This window comes from Ochrobactrum quorumnocens, from assembly GCF_002278035.1.
Lineage (GTDB): Bacteria > Pseudomonadota > Alphaproteobacteria > Rhizobiales > Rhizobiaceae > Brucella > Brucella quorumnocens.
In genome coordinates this window covers 1,444,259-1,470,440 of record NZ_CP022603.1, presented here as the reverse complement: position 1 = coordinate 1,470,440, position 26,182 = coordinate 1,444,259, and the positions used below count along the sequence as shown (strand labels likewise).

Below are 26,182 nucleotides of genomic sequence, written 5' to 3'. Positions count from 1 at the left end.
TATCAGCCCTTGCCCACGAGGACGCGGTCGAGACCAAACAGGCGGTCGATAATCACCATGGTCACAGTCGCAACCAGGATCATCAGCGCCGACACCGCAGCCATCATCGGATCGATGGATTCGCTTGCATACATATACATGCGCACCGGCAACGTGACGGTTGATGGCGAGGTGACGAAGATCGACATGGTCAGTTCATCGAATGAATTGATGAAGGCAAGCAACCAGCCGCCCGACAACCCCGGCAGCAAAAGTGGCAGCGTAACGCGGCGGAACACTGTCCATTCACCGGCACCCAAAGTGCGGGCTGCATTTTCCGCATTGCGATCCATACCGCTCAGCGATGCCAGAATCAGACGCAGCGCATAAGGTGTGACGACGATCACGTGGGTTGCCACCAGCCATGCGAACGAGCCGGTCAGGCCCATCAGCGAGAACAGGCGCAAAAACGCGACGCCCAGCACCAGATGCGGGATGATCAGCGGCGAGAGAAACAACGCATTGAGCGCATCACGCCCCCGAAACTTGTACTGAGCGATTGCAAGGCCGGAAGGAACAGCAAGCAGTGTTGAAATCGTCGCCGAGAAGAAGGCGAGCTTCAGCGAGTTCGAGAACGAAGTCATGAAATCATTATGCGCAAACACCGCCTTGAACCAGCGCAGCGACAAGCCGTTCCATGGCATGGACAGTGTGTTTTCCGGCGTGAACGCCACAAGGCAGACCACAACCATCGGCGCCAGCATGAAGATGACGACCAGCGTGTGAAAGAAGAGTGCGAAAGGACCGTTCTTTGTCATTGCGGTTACCCCAGCTTCTTTCTCGCTTGCCCTTCGAGCATGCGATTATAGGCAATCATGATGATGAGATTGGCGAGGAGAACGATGATCGCGATGGCGGCACCAAGCGGCCAGTTGAGCTCAATCAGGAACTCGTCATAGACAACCGTTGCCGCCATCTTGAGACGGCGACCACCCAACAGACCGGGGATTGCGAACGAGCTTGCCGAGAGCGCGAAGACGATCAGGCTACCAGACAAAATGCCAAGAACGGCCTGTGGGAACACCACGCGACGAAGTGCTGTAAAACGCGAGGCACCCAGTGTCAGCGCTGCAGCTTCAACCGTCGGATCAAGCTTTTGCAGCACGGTCCAGACCGGGATCACCATGAATGGCAGCATGATATGCACAAGACCAATCACGATTGCGGTTTCGGTATAAAGGATCTGCGCTGCGGGCAGGCCCAGCAGTTCAAGCGTGCTGTTGACGAGACCATTGCGGCCTAAAAGCATACTCCAGCCGAATGTACGCACCACAACCGAAACCAGAAGCGGCCCGATGATGACCAACAGGAAGATCGAGCGCCAAGGCGCGCGCATGTTCGAAAGAATATAGGCTTCCGGCACGCCGATAATGACTGCAATCACCGTGGTAATCAGCGCAAGCCGCAATGTGCGCCAGAAGATGTTGAGGTAATAAGGGTCCTGAAGCACCTGCGTGTAATTGGCGACGGTGAAGACGTCCTGAATGCCCTTGTCATAGCTGTACGAGTTGAACGACAGCATGACGGTCAGCGCCAGGGGCAAAAGCACCAGCGCGAAGAACAACAGGGTGGAAGGTCCGGTCAGGAATAACGGCAAATAATTCCGCCGCTCTTTTGTTTCCCCGGACGTTGTCTGTGAAACGGCGCTCATGATCAGTTCGCTCCTGCATTCAGGATGCGGCAATCTTCATGGTTCCAGGCAAGACCAACCGTTGTACCTTCCGCAGGAGGTGGATTGCCCAGATTTGGCAAAGCCACGGAAAGCTGACCAGCCTTGGTCGATACACCGAGCAGCCACTGGCTGCCCATGAAGTAGCGTGTTGTCACCTCGCCGCTGATCTGGCCTTCGCCTGCATCAACGAGATGGACTTTTTCCGGGCGAATGAATACCGAAACTTCACCCGAAACGCTCTGGTCAGCTGACGGAAAGCGAATATCGGTTTCGGCAACCGAAACAGTCGCACCATCGGCCTGCGCCTTCAGGAAGTTCGACTTGCCAACAAAGTTGGAAATAAAGTGGTTATGCGGGTGCTCATAGAGCTTGTAAGGCGCATCAACCTGCGTAATCACACCCTTTTCCATCACCACGATGCGGTCGCTGATCGACAGCGCTTCGGCCTGATCGTGGGTCACCATGATGGTGGTAATGCCAACGGTGCGCTGGATGCGGCGCAGTTCAAACTGCATTTCTTCGCGCAGCTGCGCATCAAGATTGGACAGAGGTTCATCAAGCAAAAGCACCGGCGGGTTGATGACCAGCGCGCGCGCGATGGCGACGCGCTGACGCTGACCGCCCGACATTTCGCGCGGATAGCGCTCGGCCAATGCGCTCAGGCGAACCAGTTCCAGCACATCGCGTACACGCTTTTCGCGTTCCGCCTTTGGCACTTTGCGCATTTCCAGACCGAAGCTGACATTCTGCGCAACCGTCATATGCGGAAACAGCGCATAGCTCTGGAACACCACACCCAACTCTCGCTTGGCAGGAGCCAGCCGGGTGATATCGCGTCCATCGAGCGTAATCGCACCTGATGATGGTGGCACAAGACCGGCGATCATCTGCAATGTCGTGGTTTTGCCGCAACCCGAGGGACCGAGAAGTGAAATGAACTCTCCCTTTTCAATCTCCAGATTGAAGTTATCAACGGCTGCGAACTTGCCGTAGTAACGGGAAATATTGGAAAGGGTCAAAAAGCTCATTGCGTCTCCCTCTCGGCAAGACTTCCGCCAGTCAAAGTGGGGGAACGGAAGCGCCGCGATATTGGTTCACGTCGCCTCTTCATAGGACTGGCTGAGGGGAGCGGCTTGATCGCGCATTTGAGCGCTTATCGGACCTGATTGTTTGAACGCATGACCGTTCGACCGCTTGTGCAGCCGCAGCGTTCCCCAAGTCTGAAGCAAACACCGCCGATCCGCTCGGCATCCATTCAATGCCTTGCCTGACCTTCCCATTGGCGACGATTTCAAATGGCAGAAAATTTTGAACGATTACAAATTATAATTTTCAATTTCGGAATAAATTATATATTTCTTTCAAAATACAGAATTTGGATGCAACTTTATGGATGATATATCAGAGAATACGAAATCTGGTGCCTCGCTTAACTCAAGTCTGGTGAAGGCAATTCATATTTTAAAAGGTCTGGCGGCCAGCACGGAAGACGGCGTTCGGCTCATCGATCTGGCGCGCGATCTCGAATTGAGCCAGCCATCGGCACATCGATTGTTGAAGACGCTGATTGCCGAGGACCTTGTCGAGCAGCTTCCCGACAAGAAAGCCTATCGCCTGTCGTTGGACTTTTTCGCCATGGCAGCCCAGGCCCGTCAGCGCGATGGCATTCTAAGCCTTGCGCGCCCGTCGCTCCTGCGGCTTTCAACGACGTTCAATGATACCGTCTTTTTGCTGGTGCGCAGCAATTTCGATGCCGTCTGTCTTGATCGCGTGGAAGGCCCGTTTCCGATCCGCTCCTATACCGGCGATATCGGCGGCAAAGTGCCGCTCGGCATCGGTCAGGGCAGTCTCGCCATTCTGTCCTTTCTGCCGGAAGAAGAGCGCGAAGCCATCATTCGCTTCAACATGCCCCGCATTCTGGACAAGGCCACCATTGACGAAGTTGATCTTCGCATCATGATTGCGGAAGTGCGCGAAACCGGTGCATCCACCTTCAACTTCAACATGATCGACGGCATGGCAGGCCTTGGCGTTCCTGTGCTCAATCGCAATGGCGAAGCAGTAGCGGCACTCAGTATCGGCACTTTGGCTTCACGATTAACAGAAAAACGTCAGCACACGATCACCGAGCTTTTACGTAAGGAAGCAGCCATTATTACCGAGAAACTCAATCCTTTTGATCCCACTCTGCGCCACCCAAGCCAGGCGCTCGTGAAATAATCGAAAGCTTTAACAGGTTTCGACGCAATAGCCTTACCTTGTCCACAGCAGCCCCCTAAATTGGAGATTGACTTGCACCATGCGCCGTCGTTTGATCGAGCAAGTGTGGGGGATCTGTAGAAAGAGGCGATAAGCCCAAAGCAGAAATTCCATCTCTATATTGTTATAAAAATGGAGTTCTGTTGTGTTCAAGTCCACCAGACGGGGAATGTTTCATCTTGCTTTTGCGCTCGCCGCTTCCACAGCGATGGGCACTGTTGCCACCACGGCAGCGCAAGCGCAGGACAAGATCCTGCTCATCATCAACGGCGCGCTCGGCGATAAATCCTTCTTCGATTCCGCTGCCAATGGCATGAAGATGATCAAGGACAAATACGGCGACGACGTCGAAACCAAGATTTTGGAAATCGGTGACGATCCGACCAAATGGGAGCCGGTTTTCCTTGATGCGTCCGAACAGGACTGGGACCTGATCATCGGCGGCACCTATCAGATGTCGGAAACCGTAGGCTCAGTCGCGCAGCAGTATCCGGACAAGAAATATGTCCTTTATGATGCAAGCGTGCCTTATGAAGAAGGCGGCTACGACAACGTCTATTCGATCCAGTACAAGCAGAACGAAGGTTCTTACCTGGGCGGTATGCTTGCGGCAGAGCTTCTCAAGCAAGGCAAGCTTGGTGATGTCGGCAAGAATCTCGGCTTCCTCGGCGGCATGGACATTCCGGTCATCAACGACTTCCTCGTCGGCTATGTTGCCGGTGCTCAGGCAATGTCGCCAGACGTGAAAATCGCCATTTCCTATGCAGGCTCCTTCATGGATGCGGCAAAGGGCAAGGAACTCGGCCTCGCACAATATCGCTCCGATGTGGCGCTCGGCTTCGTCGTTGCCTCCCAGACCGGCCTTGGCCAGCTTTCAGCAGCGAAAGAAACCGGCAAATATGTTCTGGGCGTTGATTCCGATCAGGAAGGCATCTTCAAGGACAGCGATCCGGCGATGGCCAAGCAGGTTGTCAGCTCCGTTCTGAAGAACGTCGATGTCAGTCTTTTGCAGGCCTATGACCGCTTCAAGGAGGGCAATCTGCCATTCGGCAAAGCGGAAGCGCTCGGCCTGAAGGAAGGCGCTGTGGGCATCGTACAGGACGGCAATATGGCGTCCATGGCCTCACAGGACATGAAGGATGCCATCAAGAAGGCTTCCGACGAGATTTCCGAAGGCAAGATCACGGTTCCAACCGCGTTTGGCATGAGCACCGAGGATCTCAACGCGATCCGCAACAAGGTTCGTCCCTGATCGTGGAAAAACAAGCTGAAAACAATGAAGGCGGCGATGCAATCGTCGCCTTCCGCCCAATCGTTGCCTTCCGCGATGTGAGCAAGGTCTATCCGAACGGCACGCAGGCTTTACGTGATGTGTCGTTCTCGATCCGCGCCGGGTCTATCCACGCCATTTGCGGCGAAAACGGCGCTGGCAAATCCACACTCATGAAAATCCTCTTCGGCATCGAGAATGCCACTGCAGGCGAAATCGTCATCGACGGCCAGCAGATTGCCTCCTGGTCGCCGGAAGACGCCGCGGCCAAGGGTATCGGCATGGTGCACCAGCATTTCTCGCTTGTGCCGACGCTGACGGTCACGGAGAATATTATCCTCGGCCATGAGCCGGTGAAGAGCGGCTTTATTGACCGTGTAAGCGCACGTAAAATGGTCGAAGAGCTGATGCAGCATTATGATTTGCATGCCGACCCGGACGCGATCACCGGTACATTGTCCGTTGCTGCACAACAGAAGATTGAGATTCTCAAGGCGCTGTCGCGGCGCACGCGCCTGCTGATCCTTGACGAGCCGACCGCTGTTCTCTCGCCACCGGAAATCGAAGAGCTGATGCGCAGGCTGAAAGCGCTGCGCGACGAAGGCATCACCATTGTTTTCATTTCGCACAAGCTCAACGAAGTGCGCGAACTTGCTGAAAGCGTCACCGTGTTGCGCGGGGGCATGGTCACTGGCACCGAAAAGCTCGCCGACGTGCCTGATGATGCCATCATGGAAATGGTGATGGGGCACGCCGTCGATATTCCTAAGCGTGCCCATAAGCAGGGTCCGACGGAAACGGTTCTCGAAATGCAGGGCGTTACCACACTGGCGCTCGACCCCGCCGACCGTATCCGCGATGTAAGCCTGACAATTGGTGCGGGCGAAATCGTTGGCGTTGCCGGTGTCGATGGCAGCGGACAACGCGGACTTGTTTCGGTCCTCTCCGGTCTTATGGAAGCGAGCAGCGGGTCCATTCGTCTGAACGGCGCAGACATGCTTGCTGCCAAAACCGCAAGCTGGCGCAAAAAAGGCTTGGCTTATCTGCCAGCCGATCGCTTTTCGCAGGGCGGCGCACCCGGTCTTTCGCTTGCGGAAAATGCTATTGCCGGAACCGGTCGTAACAACAAGACCGCCGGTGCTCCAATCTATTGGGGTCCTTTCCTGCGCTGGAATGCGATCAAGGCGCGCGTCAGCGGCATGATCAAACAATATTCGGTGCGCGCAGGTGCAATCACCGAACGGCTCGATTCTTTATCGGGCGGCAATGCTCAGAAGCTCATCGCCGCACGTGAACTCGCCACCAATCCAAAATTCCTGATCGCCGACCAGCCCACACGCGGCATCGACGTTTCAGCAGCAGCCTTCCTGCATCGTCGTATTGATGAGGTTGCGCAGGGTGGCTGTGCTGTGCTTCTGGTCAGTGCTGATCTTGATGAATTGCTGCGGCTCAGCGACCGTATCGTCGTGCTTTTCAATGGTCGCATTGTTGCCGTTCTCAAGAATGGACCAGACATCACTCCAGCGGTTCTCGGCCCGTATATGCTTGGCACGAGGAATGTTGCCTGATGCGTAGATTTATATCCTATCTTATTCCCTTCTTTCTGACCGTGCTGGTAATCGGCGTCATCATGGCGGTCCTGCTGGTGCCTCTGGCATTGATGCAGGATAATCCGGCAGGCGTTCTCAGAACCTTCTTCCTCGGCCCCTTTGGCAGCATTCGCCATATGGGCAATGTGGTTGAAGCCGCAACGCCGATCATGCTCACAGGTCTTGCCATCACCATTTTGTTCCGGTCCGGCCTGTTTAACCTCGGCGCTGAAAGCGGCTTTTATCTTGGTGGTCTGGGTGCGGTTGCGGGTGCGGTTCTGCTGCCGTCGCTTGGCTGGTTCTCGCTGCCTGTCGCCATTTTATGCGGTGCGGTTGCGGGTAGCTTTGCCTGCACCATTCCAGCGGCATTGCGCCTGCGCTTTGGCGCATCCGAAATGGTGACATCACTGGTTCTGAACTATGCCTTCCTGTTTTTGGGGCTGTTCGTGCTCAATTACGTGATCCGCGATCCGGCAGCGGGCGGTATGATGTCCATGCGCATTCCGCCTGACGCCAAGCTCGAACGACTTCTGGCAGGCACGCGCCTTAACAGCGGCTCGATTATCGCGATCATCGCCTGTATTGCGGGCGGCATCTGGCTCTACTGGACGCGCTCGGGCCTCAATATCCGTATTGCAGGGTCCAGCCCCGGCCTCGCCAACCATCTTGGCTTGCCGCTCAAAGGCATTGTCATGCGTGCGCAGATCATTGGCGGTCTGGTGGCGGGCATGGCTGGTGCGTTGGAAGTTCTGGGCCTGCACAATCGTTTCGCATGGCTCGATCTGCCCGGTTATGGCTGGACTGGTCTGGTCGTTGCAATTCTCGCACGAGAAAACCCGTTTCTGGTTATTCCGGCAGCATTGTTCTTAGGCTTTGTTCAAGTGGGTGGCGATCTTTTGGCACGGAACATGAATATTCCGACCGAAGTCGTGGGACTTGTGACCGCCGCCATCATGGTGGGTGCAACGGCCAGCGTCATTCACAATCATCCAACTGTGCTACGTCTGATCCGAAACTTGCGCAACCGGGAAGGAGAACAGTCATGAGCGCCGTTCTTGCACAAATTCTCGATCCTTCCTTCATCGCAACAATCCTGCGGGTCGCCACGCCTCTTTTGTTGGCGGCATTGGGCGTGATGATCTCTGACCGCGCAGGCGTGCTCAATATCGGCATGGAAGGCATGATGCTGATTGCAGCATTGATTGCCGTTCTCGCAAGTGCCGCAACGGGAAGTCCTGCCATCGGCCTGCTCGCAGCTCTTATTGTGGGGGCCTTCCTTGGCTGGCTGATGTCATTGTCCGTCAATCGGCTCGGTACTGATCTCATCATGACCGGTATCGCGCTCAACATTGCAGCGGCTGCAGGCACGACGCTGGGGCTTTTTCTTGCTACCGGCGACAAAGGCATGTCAGGCGCGTTGAAAAGCGGCGCACTCCCAAGCTTTGCCATACCTTATATCGGCAATATCCACATACTAAGCTTTGCAGCATTGCTCGCTGTGCCTGCTGTTAGCCTCATGATGATGCGTACACGCTTTGGCCTTCATGTGCGTGCAACGGGTGTTGATCCAAAATCCGCTCGCGCGGCAGGCATTCACGTCAAGCGCGTACAAATGCAGGCGCTGGTGCTTTCGGGCATTTTTGGTGGTGCAGCGGGTGCTTATCTTTCGCTCGGCTATGTCACATGGTTCGGCCAGAACATGACTGCCGGACGCGGCTTCATTGCCATTGCAGCGGAGGTTATGGGACAGGGAACTGCGTGGGGAACACTGGCCGCAAGCCTTGTACTGGCCGCAGCAGAATCTCTTGCCATTACGCTGCAAAGCCTCGGACTTCCGTTCGAGCTGATGCAGATGATCCCCTATCTCGTGCCAGTCGTGGTGCTGACAGTGCATGCCGCCAGAAGACAGCGGCGTGCAAGACAATTGAAAAAATCCTGACATGCATAAGAATGAGAAAAACATGAAAGCCTGGGAGCTTACACGCGATCTGTTGCGCGACACCAAACCTGTTGTGCGCACAGCAGAAGAACAGACATGGGATGCAAGTGCAGTCATGAAGGCGCAGGACGACCTCATGGCAATGTTCTGGAAAAGCAATGTGCCGGGATCGGCAGCGCCTGAATGTCTGATGGCTGGCGCGCTGCAATCGCTGGAGAACAAGGGCTATGTGCTGGCACCATATGCGGAGCTTCTGCGCGATGGGCTTGCAGCGCTGGAGCGCGGCGACTTTGAAACGCTTTATCGCATCGATATGCGTTTGCGCGTGCTGATGCGGGCGGCAAAGCCGGACCCGAACCACCCATCGCAAAAGACTACGCGTTTTGCATCATGGGAAGCCTTTGACGCAACGGTCAAATGGCCGGAAGACGTGGCTTATGATCTTAGCTCCGATGATTTCCGCGCGCGCACCTCGGGCGCGTGGATGGCACAGCTGGTGGGGGCAGCCGCTGGCACGGCCCTTGAAGGCTATACAGCCGAAAACATCGCAGAAGTCTTCGGCCCGATCCGCGATTATGTACGCGAACCCAACACCTATAATGACGATATCACCTTCGAGATCGCCTTTCTTGAAGCCTTTGGCGACAAGGGCTCTGCCGTTACCAGCGCCGACATTGCCGAACGCTGGACGTCGCTCATCCCGCTTGGCTGGTCTGCGGAGGCAATCGCACTTTCCAACATGCGTCGGGGGCTTACAGCGCCTGAAACCGGCACATCTGACAATCCGTTCGACGAATGGATTGGCGCACAGATGCGCGGCACAATCTGCGGGATGGTTGTGCCGGGACGCGCGCGCGAAGCTGCCCGTCTCGCATGGATGGATGCGGAAATCTCCCATGCCGGAAACGGAATTTTGGGCGAAGTTTTCAATGCCGTCATGGCCGCACGCGCCTTTGCAATGAGCGACACACGCGAATTACTCGTCTCCACGGCAGCGCTTTTTTCGACCGAGACCGAATATGGTGCGGTGCTGGCGTTTGCGCTGAATGCCTGCCGCTCTGCCGATAAATGGCAGGATGCATGGGCAAAATGCGATGCGGAATATGCCGAGTATAACTGGATTCACGTCACACCAAACGCCGCAGCACAAGTGGTGGCACTTTGGTTTGGCGAAGGTGATTTCGACCGCATGCTCGAAATCGTCTGCGGCATCGGCCACGATGTCGACTGCAATGCAGCACAGATTCTAAGCATGATCGCCATCCAGCACGGCCCCGGCATCATCGCGGAACGCTGGTCAAAACCGCTTCTAGCCGACGACATTGTCACCTATATGCGCCGTCCGGCGAAAATCTCCTTCAAAGCGCTCGTCGACCAGACCGTTGATGCAGCGCGCAACGCAGTTTAAATCTTTTTCACGCTTTTCCGAACGCAAAACCGCTTCCCACTTTTGCAGGAAAAGCTTTAACGCAGGAACCCTTCATGGCCCGTAAAATCATTATCGACACCGATCCAGGTCAGGACGATGCAGTCGCCATTCTTCTGGCACTCGCAAGCCCGGAACTCGATATTCTTGGCATCACGGCAGTTGCTGGCAATGGCCCGCTGGCGCGTACAGAGATCAACACCCGCACCATTTGCGAAGTGGCAAAAAAGCCAGATACAAAAGTCTTCGCCGGTTCGATCCGTCCACTGGTGCGTCCGCTGGTAACGGCTGAAAACGTCCATGGCAAAACCGGTCTAGATGGCTATGATCTGCCACAGCCAACTATGCCACTTCAGGCGCAACATGGCGTTGATTTCATTATTGAAACGCTGATGAAGGAAGAAGCTGGCACCGTTACGCTCTGCCCGCTTGGCCCTCTTACAAATATCGCATCTGCGCTGATCCGCGAGCCGAAGATCGCTCAACGCGTCAAGGAAATCGTTCTGATGGGCGGCGGCTATTTTGAAGGTGGCAACATCACGCCATCGGCAGAATTCAACATCTATGTTGATCCACATGCTGCTGCGGTTGTCTTCAAATCTGGCATCCAGATCACCATGATGCCGCTCGATGTCACCCATAAGGTACTGACCACCGAAAAGCGCATCGCAGCCATTCGCGGCATCGGCACGCATGTTGGTGAGGTGGTCGCGGCATGGCTCGAATTCTTCGAGCGTTACGATGAAGCGAAATACGGCACCGACGGCGGCCCTCTGCATGATCCGAACGTCATCGCCTATCTGCTGAAGCCAGAACTTTACTCAGGCCGTCATTGTAACGTGGAAATTGAGATCAACTCGGAACTGACGATTGGTGAAACAGTCGTCGACTGGTGGGAAGTGACTGATCGTCCGAAGAACGCGCTCTTCATCAAGGACGTCGATGCGGATGGCTTCTTTGCACTGCTGACCGAGCGTCTCGCAACGCTCTAAACACATAGTCGCCACAAAGTAGCCGCAATTACCATAAAATTGCGGCTACTTAGCCTTTATTTAAAGGGCTTTTTGTGCGATTTTACTGCTGTTTTTGCAGAAGTTCCGCGACTTCTTTTGCTGTCGGTGCAGCCGAACCGGCACCAGCGCGGGTCACAGCAATCGCACCTGCGGCAGACGCAAAACGCACGCAATCATGCAGCGACTGCCCTTGCGAATATGCAACGGCAAAGCCGCCATTGAAACTGTCACCAGCCGCAACCGTATCGACAACCTTCACCTTGAACGGTTCGAAATGCTTGACCTCATCAGCGGTCACAAGCAATGAGCCGCGCCCGCCCAGCTTGACGATGACAATCTTCGGGCCACGTTCGAGAAGCTTGCGCGCAGCAGCTTCCGCAGAGGCAATATCGGTGGGTTCAATGCCGGTAATTTCAGCGGCTTCGGTTTCATTAGGCGAAATGATCTCGCTCAAGGAAATCAAGTCAGCCATGCGGCTTGCATCACCCACAGGTGCGGGGTCGAGCAGCACGGTGCCACCAGCAGTTTTCACAGCCTTTGCAACAGCCAGATTGGCTTCATGCGGGACTTCGCGCTGCAACAGCGTGATCTTTGCCTTGGCGATATCAGACGCATAGGGATTAATATCGGAAGCCGCCCAATTGGCATTGGCACCAGCGCAAACAACAATCGTGTTCTGCCCTGCTTCTTCGACCTGAATGATCGCAATGCCGGTATCGACACCATCAATCATTCGAACCCCGTCGGTATTCAGACCGAACTGCTGCATCTCTTTGACAGCCAGTTCGCCAAAAGCATCTTTGCCGACTGCACCGACAAAGCGAATGTCCCCGCCAAGCTTTGCCACAGCTACCGCCTGATTGGCCCCCTTACCGCCAAGGCCAATGCCATAGCCCGACGCATTGAGTGTCTGGCCGGGACGCGGCAGTGCTGCCATTCTGGCGCTTACATCCACGTTCACACTGCCGAAAATGAATATCTTCAATGGAATTCTCCACGATTGCAATTACCGCCGAACATAGCGTCGGTTGTGGCAAACTTCCATGCCATGGCGCAAGGGTTCCGCTGCAAAAATTAGTTTGGCACAGAACACGGCTTAACTTTGGACGTAGTTATGCTGCGAGCGCTGTAAACTGTTGCTTGAGAGAAAGTGGTGGCGCTGAGGCGAGGACCCATTGTTGCTGGCTGTGTTGCAAACTTTTCGTCAATGAACACGATATAAGTTTCTAGGTTTCAAAACGCTGTGTTGTTTGATGTTCAAAGGCCGCCATTTTGATAAGTCCGTCATCCTTTTGTGTGTTCGATGGTATTTGGCTTACAATCTGAGCCTGCGCAATCTGAATGAAATGATGGCCGAGCGCGAGGCGGCATCCATGCGCGCCAGAAAACGCGGCACCGCGCCGGGCGCTGATAGCAATGTGCCGTCCGACCTGCACATCGCGCTCGCGTAGCGCGCCGAGAATGACCTCGACATCCTCTCCGGTGGTCGGGTCATTCACAAACAACAACTCTTTGGGCAAAAGCGCCGGTGTATCTCCCGAATAACATCTGGATTAGTCGGGGACGCGATAATGCCGCCATCAGCGCGCGCTCGATATCGACCGGATGGGTATTATGCCCCTCGATCAGATTGCTGTAATAGCAGTTCATCGACCGCACGAGATCGGCCAGCTTCCCGCGGTGTTTCGAGCTTTCTGAAACCAGCAGCGGCTCGAATAGTCCTGTTGTTTCGCCATCGTCTCGGATTGGCACAGTAAGGCTGGCTTTCTGGCCGCTTTAATGGCCGCATTCTTATCGTTCAATTCGCTAATGATATCATAGGCGTAATTAAAGTGACAGCGGAAGATATCCCGCAGAAATGGCCGGTTCGATGGCCGGCGGGTCAGCCGCCTCGGACTTAGGGGCGTAGCGTACGCCGCGTCAACTCGCGAGTTAAGAGTTGCTGGCCGCTTGGCGCGGCGCGGCCGCTGGCGTCATCTTTGGGTATGCACGCTGGCGGGCACCGGATGACGCGGCGCAATCTGTCGAGCGTAATCTCACCAAAGCGCGTCGCGAACAAGGTGGTTGTGTCGCAAATTTTTTTACATCTGATGAGTTATCACATGAAACTATGTAGGACTTGAGTGAAGCGGAAGCGGATGGCGGTCGATTTCAAAGGCGCACATTTCCCCAAAAGCGTCATTATGCACGCGGTGTTCTTTTACGTATGATATCCGGTTTCCTATCGTGACCTTCAGGAAATTCTGACCGAACGCGGAGTAGCCGTTGATCATGCAACCTTGAACCGTTGGGTCACTCGTTATGCACCGCAGATCGCGGAGCAAGCTCAATTACGCAAACGCCTCACGGCCAGTTCCTGGCGTGTCGATGAAACTTATCTCAAGGTTCGGGGTAAATGGACCTATCTGTATCGAGCTGTCGACCGCGATGGCCAAACGCTTGATTTCATGCTGTCTGAACGTCGGAATCTGGCCGCGGCGCGGCGTTTCTTCAAGAAAGCCATTGCAACTAACGGCGTTCCCGAGAAGGTTGTCATTGACAAAAGCAGCGCCAATCTGGCTGGCCTTCAAGCTGTTAACACCATCCTGAAATTCGCAGGTACAGGCGATATCATTGAAATCCGCCAGATCAAATACCTCAATAATATCCTTGAGCAAGACCACCGCTTTATCAAACGGACTACCAAACCAATGATGGGCTTCAAGGCATTCCATTCCGCCTCGGCCACCATCGCAGGCATCGAAGTAGCCCACATGAACCGCAAGAACCAATTCGACAACGACAACCGTTCGCCATTTCAGATCTTTGCGGACCTCGCAGCATAAGTGTACCCAAGGATAAGCACGCCTTTAACTGACTGAAAAGTTTGCAACAGATCCGACCGTAACTGAATGGATGAGACAGGTTTACTCTGTCTAAATGACCTGATATATATAAAATAAGATATGGCATATATATAAAAAAGGATATGCGCATGGCTCTTTATATCAAGGATTCTAACGTAGAGAATCTACTTGATCAAATCATGAAACAGGGAGGCGTTAAAACGAAAGTTGATGCCGTTCGCATCGCCCTGCAGCATGAGGTTGAACGCATAAGCCGCAACACTCCATTGCGCGACAAGTTCGCTGCTATCAGAGATAAACGTAGCGACCTCCTTGGTCGTCCTATAGCCGGTGTGGATCAAAAGAAGCTTATGGACAACCTTTGGGAGAACGGTGAATGAGCTTCGTTGATGCATCGGCTATCGTGGCCATTATTAATGAGGAACCCGGCTTTGAAGAGATCGAGAAGCGCCTGAACGATACCAAGGCGCGCTTTTACATAACCTCGCTTGTACGGTTTGAAGCTGTGATGGCCATCTCACGGATGCACATCACAGCGGCTAATGGTAAAATTGATCGCACCAAAGTCATTACTGCGGCGCGAGAAGTCGTTGACGATTTCATACAGGCGCTCGAAGCTAAAGAAATCGCGATCGATGCAGCCATTGGAAACCGCGCACTGGATGCCTTGGCCGAGTATGGCAAGGTTGGCGGTCATCCGGCGGCGTTGAATTTTGGGGACTGTTTTTCTTATGCTGCGGCCAAAGTTCACCGCTTACCGCTTATCTATAAAGGCAATGACTTTGCTGAAACTGATCTCGCTTAGAACACGGGATCGGCAGAACAATCGTAATTGCCGTTTGCCCAATTATATCTGCAATCTCGGAAACGCATGCCGAAAGATTTGAAAACACATTGGGAGATGCTGGCATGGTATCAGACAAGCTGCAAAACATGATTTCGCGTGTTCATCAGGCACTTGAACGAGATATCCAGCCACTCAATGGGCAAACGCCTCCCTTTATTCTTTTCTTTTCTTTCACCGACACGAAATCCCGCGCCCAAACACTGACCGCCACCGCCGGAAGCTTCAAAGACTGCTGGAATGCAGGCCTGGAGAAATTGCAACAGGCCATCGCCAAGTCGAAAATCGATATAAAATGGCTGCGGGTCGATTGGGTGGAAAGCGTTGAAGAGATCGATGGCCAGGAACTGATCAAGCGGCTTCGTCAAGTCAAACGGAATTATTTCCGCTATGGCATCGCACTCGATGCGCGATTTCAGACAGCTTTTCTCGAAACTGAACTGAATGGCAACGCTATGCTTTACGGCGGTCCATCGATCCCGACCGCAATTCTCAATGAAGCAAACTTCAACCGCTATGCAAAGCGCTCGCGGGGATTTGAGAAAATTCCGGTGTCAGAAGTAGAGCAGTTTTATGTTTTCTCCACAAAAGCGCTGTTCACGACTGATGACGACGATACCGTCCAACTGATCCCCGGTTCGGGGCCAAACGCCGGACGCAGAACAGTCGAAATGATGGATATCGCCGATGTCGACGGGCTGATTGAACGCGGCAGTCGGTTTCTCACAAGCCAGGTGGGTGAGGACGGACGCTTTATCTATGGCTGGCATCCGTGCTTCGACAATCAGATCAAGACCTACAACACGCTCCGCCACACGAGCACGCTTTATGCAATGCTTGAATCCTGGGAAGTCACCCGAGACGACGCGCTGAAAGATGCGATTGAGCGCGGGCTTATGCATCTCACCACCAAGCTTATCAAGACAGTCGATAACGATGATAAGGAGCTGGCTTTTCTCACGGAAGACAATGGCGAAATCAAACTTGGCGGCAATGCCGTTTGCCTGCTGGCTCTGGTCAAATACAGCGAGTTGGTGGGAACCGACCGCTATCTGGCATTGCTGGAAAAACTCGCGCTCGGCATTCTGCATATGCAGGATCGGGAGACGGGAAAATTCAACCACGTCCTCAATTATCCATCGCTGAGCGTCAAAGAACCTTTCCGCATCATCTATTACGATGGCGAAGCAGCATTCGGGCTGATGCGACTTTATTCGCTAACCCACGACGCCCGATGGCTGGACGCGGTGGAAAAAGCTTTTCAGCATTTCATCGAAGCCGATCACTGGAAGGCACATGATCACTGGCTTTCCTATGCCGTCAATGAACTGACCCGTTATCGACCGCAACAGAAATATTACGAATTCGGCATCCGTAATTTTGCGGATTATCTGAACTTTGTCAGCAACCGCATCACCACATTCCCGACGCTTCTCGAACTGATGATGGCAGCGCAGCAGATGGTCAAACGGATTGAGGCCGATCCGAAGCTCGCGCCGCTTCTGGCCGAGGTCGATCTCAAGAAGTTTTATTTCGCGCTGGAAAGACGTGCGCACCACTTACTCAATGGCCATTTCTGGCCCGAACTTGCGATGTTTTATGCCAATCCGGCACGGATCAATGGCAGCTTCTTCATTCGTCACCACGCTTTTCGCGTGCGTATTGACGATGTCGAGCACTATCTGTCGGGCTTTGTCGCCTATCGCAAATATCGTCTTGGAATGCAGTCTGCGGAAAGCCAAAAAGCTTCCCGCCAGACCGAATTGCAAGCTGCTCTTTCCTGAACAGATTATTCCGCAACGCCGGAACTGGTCGGATCAGCAACAGGAAAGCTCTTGTCCGTCAGGCAGGTCTTGAGCCAGTCATAGTCGTCGCTATCGTTGACTTCGCCGTCAAGCTTCATATCTGGTTTTGAACTGTAGAGTGCCGACTGCGCTTTTGGCTTCACATTCCAGCTCCGCCCTTCCCCGCTCGACGTGGGGCAGGTGTTATCGTCACCATTGAATGAACAGCTGGCAATCAGCTTTGGCTTTCCATCGACGATATCGGCAATAAAGCGTTTGGTGTAACCGGTATTGGTCGCCCAATATTCCTCGACGCTGCACACACGATCATCATTCTGATAATGACGCGTTGGAAAGCAATTGTAGGTCTGATCAGGCGGCAGCATTTCGCAAGATGTCTCATAGCCCGCGTAGTCACCACCACTGAACTGCTTGAGAAAAGCCTGCTGTTTGCGTGCCACTTCAATGAGGCTCGTTCTGCCCTTTTCCTCAAGCTGCGCTGTGCGTTCGGCAATCATATCGTTGGCGACCTGAGTTGCACTTTTATTATCCGGTGCGCTGTCGGGTTCTTCAATAATGCCTTCGAGTGCCTTGTCGCGGGCTGCAATCCAGCGTTTCTGGCTGGCCACCAGCATAGTGCGGATTTCCTCGTCGGGTGCAGCCTTCAGCGTTGCAGCATAGGTTTTATTCAGCCTGCTATCGGCTTTCTGGAGCGATTTGCTTGAGCAGATCAGCTTTTCGCTTGGCGTTTGTGCCTTGCTGCAATCAATTGCCCATGCCGGTGCGGACAAAGCACACAGAGCAGCCAGAACGGAAAGACGCAGAGCGGTTAGTTTCAAATTCATGTCAAATACCTGAAAGTTATTGATCAACTGACTTCATATCGCAGGTTGTTTCTGCGTTCGAACATATACCCCGAAACCAGGCGCGCCCGGTCAACTGTTCATCGTTGGCAAGATCGGCAAGTTCTTCCCCCGCCATGCGCTTGCGCAGCACCGTGTAATCCAACAGCACCCAATTCTCGTGGCAGGCGAGGATGTTGTTAACCCTGCCCATTTCTGTCAGCCAGTCGCTGCCAATATCAAGCAGCCGCTCGCTTTCAGAATCTGGTTTGAGAAAGCCGCGCGCCGACTGAATGCCAACTCTGGCTTCGTCTGATTTTATCCAGCCTTCGCCCTTGTAGACCTCGCGCGGAACATAATCGTCACTTTCTTCATTATAGGCGTCGCTGGCGTTGGTTATTTTCAGCCAACCGTCTTTCGCTTCAAGCACATCAAAGCTGATGCTGTAGGCATATTCAGCTTGTCCGGCAGCGGAATCTGTCGGTATCTGCCCCACAATTTGAGCGTCGGCAGACGGCGCTGCGCGCACCTCAATCGAGGCCTTGTCATTGTTGGTCCATGCATTGAACGCGCATGATGTTGCGCCTGCAGGAACCTCGGCCAGAGTGCCTGCACCGTTGTGAGTGCCTGCTCCATTGGCCAATGTCGTGGAAAAAAGCGCGATTGAAAGCGCGGGCACCAATGCGAACGGGATCAAAAGAGAACGAGCGCGCATTAAAATCTCCAACTATCAATTCTCCCGCTTGAGCGGCCTGTATCGTCTATCCTCATTCAATGAAAACCTTCACACTTGTAGCCCGTCCGCCTGCATCAACAACGGTCAATGTCGAATAGCCGGTGCCATCCGGCAACCATGTCGCCGTGCGGCGGCGATTTGGTTCGGAAATAGGTTTGCCATTGGCAAGCCAGCGGAACGGTGCGCGTCCGCCCTGTAATTTCAGCACCAGCGGCGATGCATTATCAGTGAGCGCTTTCAGCTCCACATGCGCGCCATCAGGTGGAAACACGATGCGCGGCGCAGGTTCAATCGAGGCTTTGAGAACAGGCAGGGGGTCGCTCACAGACGAAAAGCGTATCTGTGTTACCGGAAGATCGGCGCGTGCTGTGCGAAACGCGCCGGCTGGCGCACGCGGCAATGGCACTTGAGCAACACCGGAACGCACAAAGGCTTCAAAAAGGATGGGAGCCGCTGAAACATAGCCAGCAAGGCCCGGCACAGAACCACCATCTGCGCGACCGACCCAGACACCCAGCACATAGCGACCGTCATAACCGACCGACCATGCGTCGCGATAACCATAGGACGTGCCGGTCTTGTAAGCGAGGCCGAGGCGCTTCGCCCCTTGCGGCGGCACGACACCGGCCAGAATATCGCCGATCTGCCACGAAGCCTGCTCACTTAGAATGGGAGCGGAAGGCTGCACCGGCTCGGAACCTTCGGTGCCGTCTCGCAGTGCCGTACCGCGACCACCATTGGCAAGCCCGGTATAAAGCTGCACCAGATCGCGCAGACTGATGCCTGCACCGCCAAGACCAATGGCAAGGCCCGGCGCTTCGCCTTTTGGAAGTTGCAGATTGACCGCCGCCTGACGAATGCGCGTCGTCAGCCGCGCTGGACCCACAGCATCAAGTAGGCTGATAGTTGGGACATTCAACGACATTTGCAGCGCCTGACGGATGCTGACATCGCCCTGATAGCTCATATCGAAATTGCGTGGACGATAACCCGCAAAATCCTGCGGGCGGTCCTCGATAATGGTTTCCTGTGCAATCAGGCCCTGCTCGAAAGCTAGGCCATAAATAAAGGGTTTGAGCGTCGAGCCGGGCGAACGCACGGCGCGGGTCATATCGATCCAGCCCTGTCGCTTGCCATCGAAATAATCAGCCGAGCCGACTTCACCTAAGACATTGCCGTTGCGACTGTCAGCCAGCACCATGGCGACCGATACTTTTGGCCCAAGCTTCGCAGCAGCTTCGCGTGCCACAACTTCAAGCCCTGCCTGCACCGACTTCTTAAGCGTCAGGTGATGTCGGGCCTCGGTCGGTGCCTGCTTTAAGGCGAGATCAGCAAAGTGGGCAGCCAATGAAGGCAAGGGATGACGCGTAGCGGATATGCGCTCACGCGATGCACGCTCGGCTTCCTCGCTTGTGAAAACATCGGACGAAACCATGCGTTTTAAAACACGATCCCGCGCGGCAACCGCGTTCTCTATCTCGCGATCCGGACGGCGGCGTTCAGGCAGTTGCGGCAGAGCCACAAGCAATGCGGCTTCCGATGTGGTAAGGCGCAGCGGCTCCTTGCCAAAATAGGCTAATGATGCCGAACGCACGCCTTCCAGATTGCCGCCATAGGGTGCAAGTGTCAGATAGCGTTCGAGAATTTCAGGCTTGCTTAGCCGTCGTTCGATCTGGATCGCACGCGCCAGCTGTCGGAATTTGGAACCGAAGCTGCGGCTTTCACGCGGCTCGATCAGTCGGGCAAGCTGCATGGAAAGGGTGGAGCCGCCAGATACAATGCGCCCACTGCCTGCAAGCTGTGTTGCCGCCCGCGCCAATGCCCAGAAATCAATGCCGCCGTGATCGTAAAAACGCTTGTCTTCATAGGCGATCAGCATTTTGACGAATTTCGGATCGACATCTTCAATGCGCGTATTAAGCCGCCAATAACCATCCGGCGTTGCATAGGCGCGCAGCAAAGCGCCATCGCGATCCATGACTTCGGTGGAAATGGTCAGCCGTTCAGGCAAAGGGGGAGGAAAAGCGCGGTCGAGCCAGTCTAGCCCCACCACGCCCAAAGCTGAGATGCCGAGAAACGCGGCACCGCCAATGGCTATTTTCCAACGCCTTTTCATCTTTTTGACCATGATCTTGTCCGAAAATCGGTCCCCACTTTTCGGGATCACGGTTTAGGGAGCTGCCACCTCCATCATGCCCGTTGCCGTGCGCGCTGCAAATTGCGGACGATACATGTCCTCAACGGTTGCTGCCGGATGGGTAAAGAGCCCCGGCGTCACCGCACGCACGACATAGGCCAGCGTGATCGGCTTCTTCTCGCCTGCGGAGCGGTCGAAAGCAGCCACAAAACGGTCGTTGCGGAATTCGAGATGCGCTGCCTGTGTGCTTTCAAGCCATGGGAAATTGCCAAGATCGGCACTCGAAACAAGGCCCGGATTGTCGATCTCGAAACCAGCTGGCAGCAGATCGGTCACAAGCAGACGCGACTGCCATTGCTGCAAATCGTCGATTTTCAGAACAACCACGTAGCGTTCATTCTGATTGACGCCTGTAACATTGGCCGGTTCGCCATCAAGCGTATAGTAAGTGCGCTCGATGTTGAAACCCTCACCACCTGCTGGCAGAGATTGTGCAGGCGGTGCGACCGCCGTCACAACAGCATCGACCGAGCCTTTGCCGGTGTTGGTAACGACCAGAGGCTGTGCTTCAAGCGCTGAACCGTTCAGACGCTCGGAGAACGCGCCTTGATGCGCTGTGCCGTTGATGTCGAGGCTGATTGCGCCATTGTCATCCTGAAGCCCGCGTGCTGCAAGCAGCATCCATGCCTGATCCTGCGTGCTAAGGTAACGTGCCTTTTCACGCTGGAACTCGACCAGCGTGATGAGGGCAGGAAGCACTTTCGGTGCAGGCTTGGTTTCAGAAGCCAAGGCCAGCATGGCCGCACCATCACGCAGAGGCGAACCATAATCGGAGCGATTATAATCGTAGCTGGACTGGCTGGTTGCCAGCTGGAGCGACGAATTGAACACGCGTTCTGAACGTGGCTGGTCACCATAAAGAGCGAGAGCCGCCGCGAGCTGCGCGGTTGCCATCGGGCTTGCGAAGTTTTCAAGCTGGGTGTCGGCGAAATAGCGCAGATCGCCAACTGAAGCCTTCTTGTTGCGTGCCAGAACATAGAGCGCATAGGCGATATCGTTGCCACGTTCCTTGACATCGGTGGTGTAGCCGAGCGCATTCTGCAGATTGGCAAGAGCCGAAAGCATCGCCTGCTGCGGAACGTCATAGCCCTTTTCACGAGCACGCGTGAGGAAGTCGGTCACATAGGCGTCCATCCAGAGATCACCCGATCCCGGCGACCACAGACCAAACGAACCGCTCGAAGACTGGTTGTTGAGCACGCGGAAGATGGAATCCTGAACGCGCTTCTTAAGCTCTTCCTGACTTTCCAGACCCGCAGCAGCTTCGGTGCCTGCCGCCATTTCGCTCAAATAAAGCAGCGGCAATGCGCGGCTGGTGGTCTGCTCGGTGCAACCATAAGGATAACGGTCGAGTGCCATCAACAGAGCTGGCACATCGAATGCCGCGCTGCGCGTGACGCCAACGCTGATAAAGGCACCATCAAGCAGGCTTTCAGACAGAAGACCGCCATCAACCTTGAGGCTTCCGCCATTGGCCGCGAGATTGACGACTTGACGGTTCGTGACCGGCAGATCGACCGGACGTACTGGCAATGCCAAAGCCTGTTCGATCGAGAGGCCCGCATCGTTGGAAAGCCGGATCGTCACACCACCGGCACCCGTGGCCACCGCGTTGAGCGGCACGCTGATCGACTGTCGTTTGCCACCGGCAAGTGCGATTGTTTCAGGATAGGAGCCTACTTCGACACCAAGATTATCGGTGGTCTCGAGGCTCACACGATAATTGCCGTCCGGCGCATCTGTATTGGCGATATCGAAACGGATATTTGCCTGATCGCCGGGAGCCATGAAGCGTGGCAGACCAGCAGTAATGACCACCGGATCGCGAATGATCACATCGGTAACGGCGTGACCGACGGCCTTTTTCGTCCATGCCACCGCCATGACACGCGCGGTGCCGTTGAACTGCGGTATGTCGAAATCTATGATCGCCTTGCCGTCGCTGTCGAGTTCAACCGGACCGGAGAACAGCGCGACCAGCTTCTCGGTGGGCGGGCTGCCTTCGGCTGCCATATTGCCACCGTCGCCACCTGTGCGCAGCTTGCCGGTAACACCGAGCGAACCATCGATCAGGCGACCATACATATCGCGCATTTCAAGGCCGAGCTGACGTTGACCGAAGAACCAGTTTTCGGGGTTCGGCGGCTGGTAACGCGTCAAATTGAGGATGCCAACATCGACCGCTGCTACCATCACATAGGCCTGCTCGCCACCCGCATTTTCGACTGAAACGGGGATGGACAGGGTTCCGCGTGGTGCGATCTTTTCAGGCGGGGTGAGTTTGACCGCAAGCTGCTTGTCGGCCGGGTCAACCTTCAGCCATTTCAGACCGATGGCGCGCGCGGGCATACGGCTTTCGATCGCCTCGCCCGGACGGAACAGGGTGGCCGTGACATAGGCACCAGCACCCCAATCCTCGCCGACCGGAATTTCGATGGTTGTTCCACCTTCCGGCACGCTTGCGGTGATTGTCTTGAGCAGCTTTTCCGCGCCAATGGTGATGAGCAGCTCACCGGCAAAACGCGGAGACACTTTCAGTTCAGCCGTATCGCCGACTGCGTAATGTTCCTTGTCGAGCGCGATTTCGAGCCCGTCAGGTGTTTCGGTCGAGGTCGAGCTAACATACCAGCCAGCATCGAATTCATAGCTGGTGGTCGGCCCCGAAGCATCTGCAGTTTCGATTTCCAGACGATAACGACCCCAATCGACCGGCAGGCTGATTTCAGCCTCGCTATCGGTTTTCAGATCGATCTTGCCGTTGGAGATGGCCTTGGTGAAGGTCACCGGCTCGTAATTCCAGCTGTTGCCGCTGCGATACCACTGATAATTACGCTCGATCTTGACCAGCGACCATTGTGCGCCATCAAGCGCCTTGCGATCACCCTTGCTGTCAGATGCGATCAGGCTGAACTTCGCCGTTCCGCCCTGCGGGACTTCATCGCCGGAAAAATCGGGACGAATGCCGATGAGATCAGTTTCCGGCTGGATAGCGACATCGATTTTGCGCTCGACCGCACGACCGCCGGTTTCACGCATACGAACGGTCACGGCTGCGTTGACGAGACGTGTCGTCGATGGCATCTCATCAACAGCAACCGGGAAAGTCGCTTTGCCGTTTTCGTCGACCTTCGACAGGCCATCGAGCGGAAGGCGCGTGGCTTCGCCCTGTTCCTCGTCGGCCAGACCGAAATAATAGCCCTTGAAGCGGTCCCATTGGCGCTTGGTTGAAAGTGTTACTTCGCCTTCAAGCGCAAGACCGGCAGCAGGCGCACCATAGAGGAAACGACCGTCTACGGTGATATTGGCCGTTTCACCCACGGCGATTTCTGGTTTGTCAGACGTCAGATCGAACTCGATCCGGTCCGGTACAAAATCTTCAACCAGAAACATCTGCGTGGCAATCGCTGGCTGTTTTGGATCGGTATAGATCGAAACATTCCAAGTGCCGCGCATGGCGTTTGTCGGCAATGTCAGATCAATAGCATGACCACCGGCGAGCTTGCTGTCGGAAACAAGACGGCGATCTTCCACACCATCAGGACGCGTGAAGATGAAAGTAAGCGGCAGGTCGTCAATTGCCTCAGCACGATCATCGCGCGCCAGCGCACCCACATGCACAACTTCGCCAGCGCGATAGATGCCACGCTCGGTCCATGCATAAAGATCAAGCGCCTTGGGCACTGCACGGCCCGTCACACCACGATCGGAAAGATCAAAACCAGCGCGCGCCATATCGAGGAATGTGAAATCATCATCATTCTGACTGGCCATCAGCACCGCTGGCATCATGCCGTCCGTGCCGCGGGTCAGACCGGGCGTGAACGTTGCGCGGCCATCGCTGTCGGTGGTCGCTTCGCCCAGCACTTCATTGTTGCGTGCAAGCAGCGTCAGCTTAACGCCTTTAAGCGGTTCTGCACTTTCCAGTGAACGGGCAAACACATTGATGCCGTCCTGTCCGGTATAGGTCGAAAGGCCGATGTCGGAGACGACAAACCACTGCGTTGCCTTGGTGCCGTATTCGTCATCGGACTTCTGGACCAGCGGCTCGGCGGTCAGCACATAAACGCCGGGCTTGCGTTCCGGCAATGCTTCATCGACCGGGAAGCTGGTTGTCGCTTCCTTGTTCAGCTCGTTGCCTGCAACCTCGATCTCGCCTTCCCAGACAGGCGCGCCCATCTGTTCAGAAACCGTGCTGAGGTCGTAGCTGTCGAGCTGGCGCAGGAACTGATAACCGGAAAGAAGCTGTGCGAGCGAACGGTCGCCAACACGGTACAGCTTGACCTTGGCCGCATCGAGATTGACGCTGACCAGCGGAATGCCGCGACGTGCCTTGGCAGGCAGCACGAAGCTGTCGCCGGTAAAGCGCACGGATGGCGCACGATCCTGCACATAGATCGAAAGATTAACCGGGGCTGGCAGCACTTCGCCAACAGCCGATGGCAGGCCCTGACGGAACGTCACTGTGTAATTGCGGCCATGTTCCAGACCCTCAACGCAAATCTGGCGATCCTTGGCCTCAACCGCCTGCGGGGAACCATTGTCGAGCTTGACGAAGCTAGAATAATCGACACCGCTTTTCACCAGCTCTTCCGAGAATTGCGCGCAGATGCGTGGTGCTGCATTGTCATTATCAACCGTGTTGTTGACGATGCGGAAGCCTTTGCGGGCTTTCAGATCTTCATAGGCTGCACGAACGGATGCGGAATTGACGAGATCAAGGCTGGCTTCATAGGCCTGCAATGCCGGGCGCGATGCATCGCGTTTTTCCAGTGCCTGCGCCATGACGGCAAGCGCTTGCGCGCGCTCATCCTTGGTGCGTGAAGTCTGGTAGGCAAACCACGAGGCAGACGTCGCATCGCGCTGGAACTTGGAACGTTCCTGGCCATTGGACGGCTCGGTCGCAAGCGCCGACAGCGCATATCCGGCCCAGATTTCGCTTTCGTCGGGGGACATGCTGGCAGCCAGGCGGAACTTTTCCATTGCCGTGCGCGGATCGCCATTCATGCCAGCAGCGCCTGCCTCATTGCGCAGATCGCGCAGGCTGTCAGAGCTTTCAAGTCCGCTGATTTCGCGCTTCAGACGACGGGCTTCATCAACCAGATTGGCGGCAAAGAACGAGATGGCGGGTGCGGCACCAAGATCTTCGCCCTTGGCAGCCTTTGCTTCGGTCACAACCTTTCCAGCGATAGAGCCGACGGACTGATTGAGCTTGTTGAAATCGGCTTTCAGAAAGCACCATTTGACCTTCGGATTATAGGTGAAGGCCAGACAGGAATTATCGCCAAGACAGATGCTTTTGCACTGATCGAGCGAGACATTCTTTTCGGTTCTCAAATCGAAGCCGAAATAATCGCTATCGGGCGTGGTCTCGATGCGTCGTGTTTCGGCAGCACTAGCCCCAAAGGATAATCCGAATGATGTCGCAAGGCAGAACGCAGTCGTAAAGGCCAGTATCAGCCGATTAAACCGAACAGACATGAATGTCACTCTTCTGTAGTTGTCCCTCATTCCGCACGGATGTCATCGAACCAGACCCGCACGCTCTCCAGAACAGACCTTATCAATTTATCCAGAGCTGGATAGTTGGATTCGTGTCTGAACTTCTGAATAGACTCTGATACAGGACTAACCTGACCAGACAAGGCTTCTTTTAGCTGTAGCTTAATCGGCAGGCCAGAAATTCATGCCAATTTTCAAAATTATTAGAACGATATTCTAATTCTGTT

The 26,182-nt window shown here is 55.0% G+C and carries 18 protein-coding genes and 2 pseudogenes; 12 read left to right on the top strand and 8 right to left on the bottom strand.

Annotation, left to right across the window (positions count from 1 at the left end; all coding sequences use genetic code 11):
* Window positions 1-2: 2 nt before the first annotated feature.
* The 3 genes from CES85_RS06935 to CES85_RS06925 are packed head-to-tail and all read right to left on the bottom strand — an operon-like array spanning window position 3 to window position 2,739.
* Window positions 3-797 carry an ABC transporter permease gene (locus tag CES85_RS06935; RefSeq protein WP_095445207.1) on the bottom strand — a complete coding sequence of 265 codons (795 nt, stop codon included), beginning with the start codon at window positions 795-797 and terminating at the stop codon, window positions 3-5.
* Window positions 798-802: 5 nt separating this feature from the next.
* Window positions 803-1,690, bottom strand: a complete 888-nt coding sequence (locus tag CES85_RS06930; RefSeq protein WP_095445206.1) for an ABC transporter permease — start codon at window positions 1,688-1,690, stop codon at window positions 803-805.
* A 2-nt stretch (window positions 1,691-1,692) separates the two neighbouring features.
* Window positions 1,693-2,739, bottom strand: coding sequence for an ABC transporter ATP-binding protein (locus CES85_RS06925; protein WP_024896960.1), 1,047 nt, complete (start codon window positions 2,737-2,739; stop codon window positions 1,693-1,695).
* Window positions 2,740-3,100: 361 nt separating this feature from the next.
* On the opposite strand from CES85_RS06925, the gene CES85_RS06920 reads away from it, so the two are divergent.
* The 7 genes from CES85_RS06920 (at window position 3,101) to CES85_RS06890 (ending at window position 11,186) form a co-directional block, all read left to right on the top strand.
* On the top strand, window positions 3,101-3,931 hold the full coding sequence (locus tag CES85_RS06920) for an IclR family transcriptional regulator (RefSeq protein WP_095445205.1): 831 nt from the start codon (window positions 3,101-3,103) through the stop codon (window positions 3,929-3,931).
* Window positions 3,932-4,115: 184 nt separating this feature from the next.
* Window positions 4,116-5,222: a BMP family ABC transporter substrate-binding protein gene (locus CES85_RS06915; RefSeq protein ID WP_095445204.1), complete on the top strand. Its 1,107-nt coding sequence runs from the start codon at window positions 4,116-4,118 to the stop codon at window positions 5,220-5,222.
* Window positions 5,223-5,224: 2 nt separating this feature from the next.
* Window positions 5,225-6,808, top strand: coding sequence for an ABC transporter ATP-binding protein (locus tag CES85_RS06910; protein WP_095445203.1), 1,584 nt, complete (start codon window positions 5,225-5,227; stop codon window positions 6,806-6,808).
* Entirely contained in the window at window positions 6,808-7,875 is a 1,068-nt protein-coding gene (locus tag CES85_RS06905; RefSeq protein ID WP_095445202.1) for an ABC transporter permease, read from the top strand. Before CES85_RS06910 ends, CES85_RS06905 begins: the two co-directional genes overlap by 1 nt.
* Window positions 7,872-8,768, top strand: a complete 897-nt coding sequence (locus tag CES85_RS06900; protein WP_024896965.1) for an ABC transporter permease — start codon at window positions 7,872-7,874, stop codon at window positions 8,766-8,768. The genes CES85_RS06905 and CES85_RS06900 overlap by 4 nt, the downstream gene beginning before the upstream one ends.
* Before the next feature lie 22 nt (window positions 8,769-8,790).
* Window positions 8,791-10,176: an ADP-ribosylglycohydrolase family protein gene (locus tag CES85_RS06895; RefSeq protein WP_244923171.1), complete on the top strand. Its 1,386-nt coding sequence runs from the start codon at window positions 8,791-8,793 to the stop codon at window positions 10,174-10,176.
* A gap of 74 nt (window positions 10,177-10,250) precedes the next feature.
* Window positions 10,251-11,186, top strand: a complete 936-nt coding sequence (locus tag CES85_RS06890; protein WP_095445200.1) for a nucleoside hydrolase — start codon at window positions 10,251-10,253, stop codon at window positions 11,184-11,186.
* 82 nt (window positions 11,187-11,268) lie between these two features.
* Here CES85_RS06890 and rbsK read toward each other — a convergent pair whose 3' ends face one another.
* Window positions 11,269-12,144 (bottom strand): ribokinase, encoded by an 876-nt coding sequence (gene rbsK, locus CES85_RS06885; protein ID WP_244923244.1) that lies wholly within the window; start codon window positions 12,142-12,144, stop codon window positions 11,269-11,271.
* Window positions 12,145-12,460: 316 nt separating this feature from the next.
* Between rbsK and CES85_RS06880 the strand changes: the two are divergent.
* The 5 genes and pseudogenes from CES85_RS06880 to CES85_RS06860 all read left to right on the top strand — a co-directional run.
* Window positions 12,461-12,568: pseudogene (locus CES85_RS06880) on the top strand (IS6 family transposase); the annotation flags it as partial.
* Between the two features lie 777 nt (window positions 12,569-13,345).
* A pseudogene (locus CES85_RS06875) lies at window positions 13,346-14,032 on the top strand (IS6 family transposase).
* A gap of 149 nt (window positions 14,033-14,181) precedes the next feature.
* Window positions 14,182-14,433: a type II toxin-antitoxin system VapB family antitoxin gene (locus CES85_RS06870; RefSeq protein WP_095445198.1), complete on the top strand. Its 252-nt coding sequence runs from the start codon at window positions 14,182-14,184 to the stop codon at window positions 14,431-14,433.
* Window positions 14,430-14,858, top strand: a complete 429-nt coding sequence (locus CES85_RS06865; protein WP_095445197.1) for a type II toxin-antitoxin system VapC family toxin — start codon at window positions 14,430-14,432, stop codon at window positions 14,856-14,858. The genes CES85_RS06870 and CES85_RS06865 overlap by 4 nt, the downstream gene beginning before the upstream one ends.
* A gap of 104 nt (window positions 14,859-14,962) precedes the next feature.
* Window positions 14,963-16,681: a glycoside hydrolase family protein gene (locus tag CES85_RS06860; protein ID WP_095445196.1), complete on the top strand. Its 1,719-nt coding sequence runs from the start codon at window positions 14,963-14,965 to the stop codon at window positions 16,679-16,681.
* 5 nt (window positions 16,682-16,686) lie between these two features.
* Here the strand turns inward: CES85_RS06860 and CES85_RS06855 are convergent, their stop codons facing one another.
* From CES85_RS06855 to CES85_RS06840, 4 genes are read right to left on the bottom strand one after another with little or no spacing between them, the layout of a single operon-like run.
* Window positions 16,687-17,526, bottom strand: coding sequence for a lysozyme inhibitor LprI family protein (locus CES85_RS06855; protein WP_095445737.1), 840 nt, complete (start codon window positions 17,524-17,526; stop codon window positions 16,687-16,689).
* Window positions 17,527-17,542: 16 nt separating this feature from the next.
* Window positions 17,543-18,238 (bottom strand): hypothetical protein, encoded by a 696-nt coding sequence (locus CES85_RS06850; RefSeq protein WP_095445195.1) that lies wholly within the window; start codon window positions 18,236-18,238, stop codon window positions 17,543-17,545.
* A gap of 52 nt (window positions 18,239-18,290) precedes the next feature.
* A complete protein-coding gene (gene pbpC / locus CES85_RS06845; protein WP_095445194.1) occupies window positions 18,291-20,387 on the bottom strand; it encodes a penicillin-binding protein 1C in 2,097 nt (698 codons plus the stop codon).
* A gap of 42 nt (window positions 20,388-20,429) precedes the next feature.
* Complete coding sequence (locus tag CES85_RS06840) at window positions 20,430-25,934, bottom strand: alpha-2-macroglobulin family protein (protein ID WP_095445193.1); 5,505 nt, start codon at window positions 25,932-25,934, stop codon at window positions 20,430-20,432.
* Window positions 25,935-26,182: the final 248 nt, after the last annotated feature.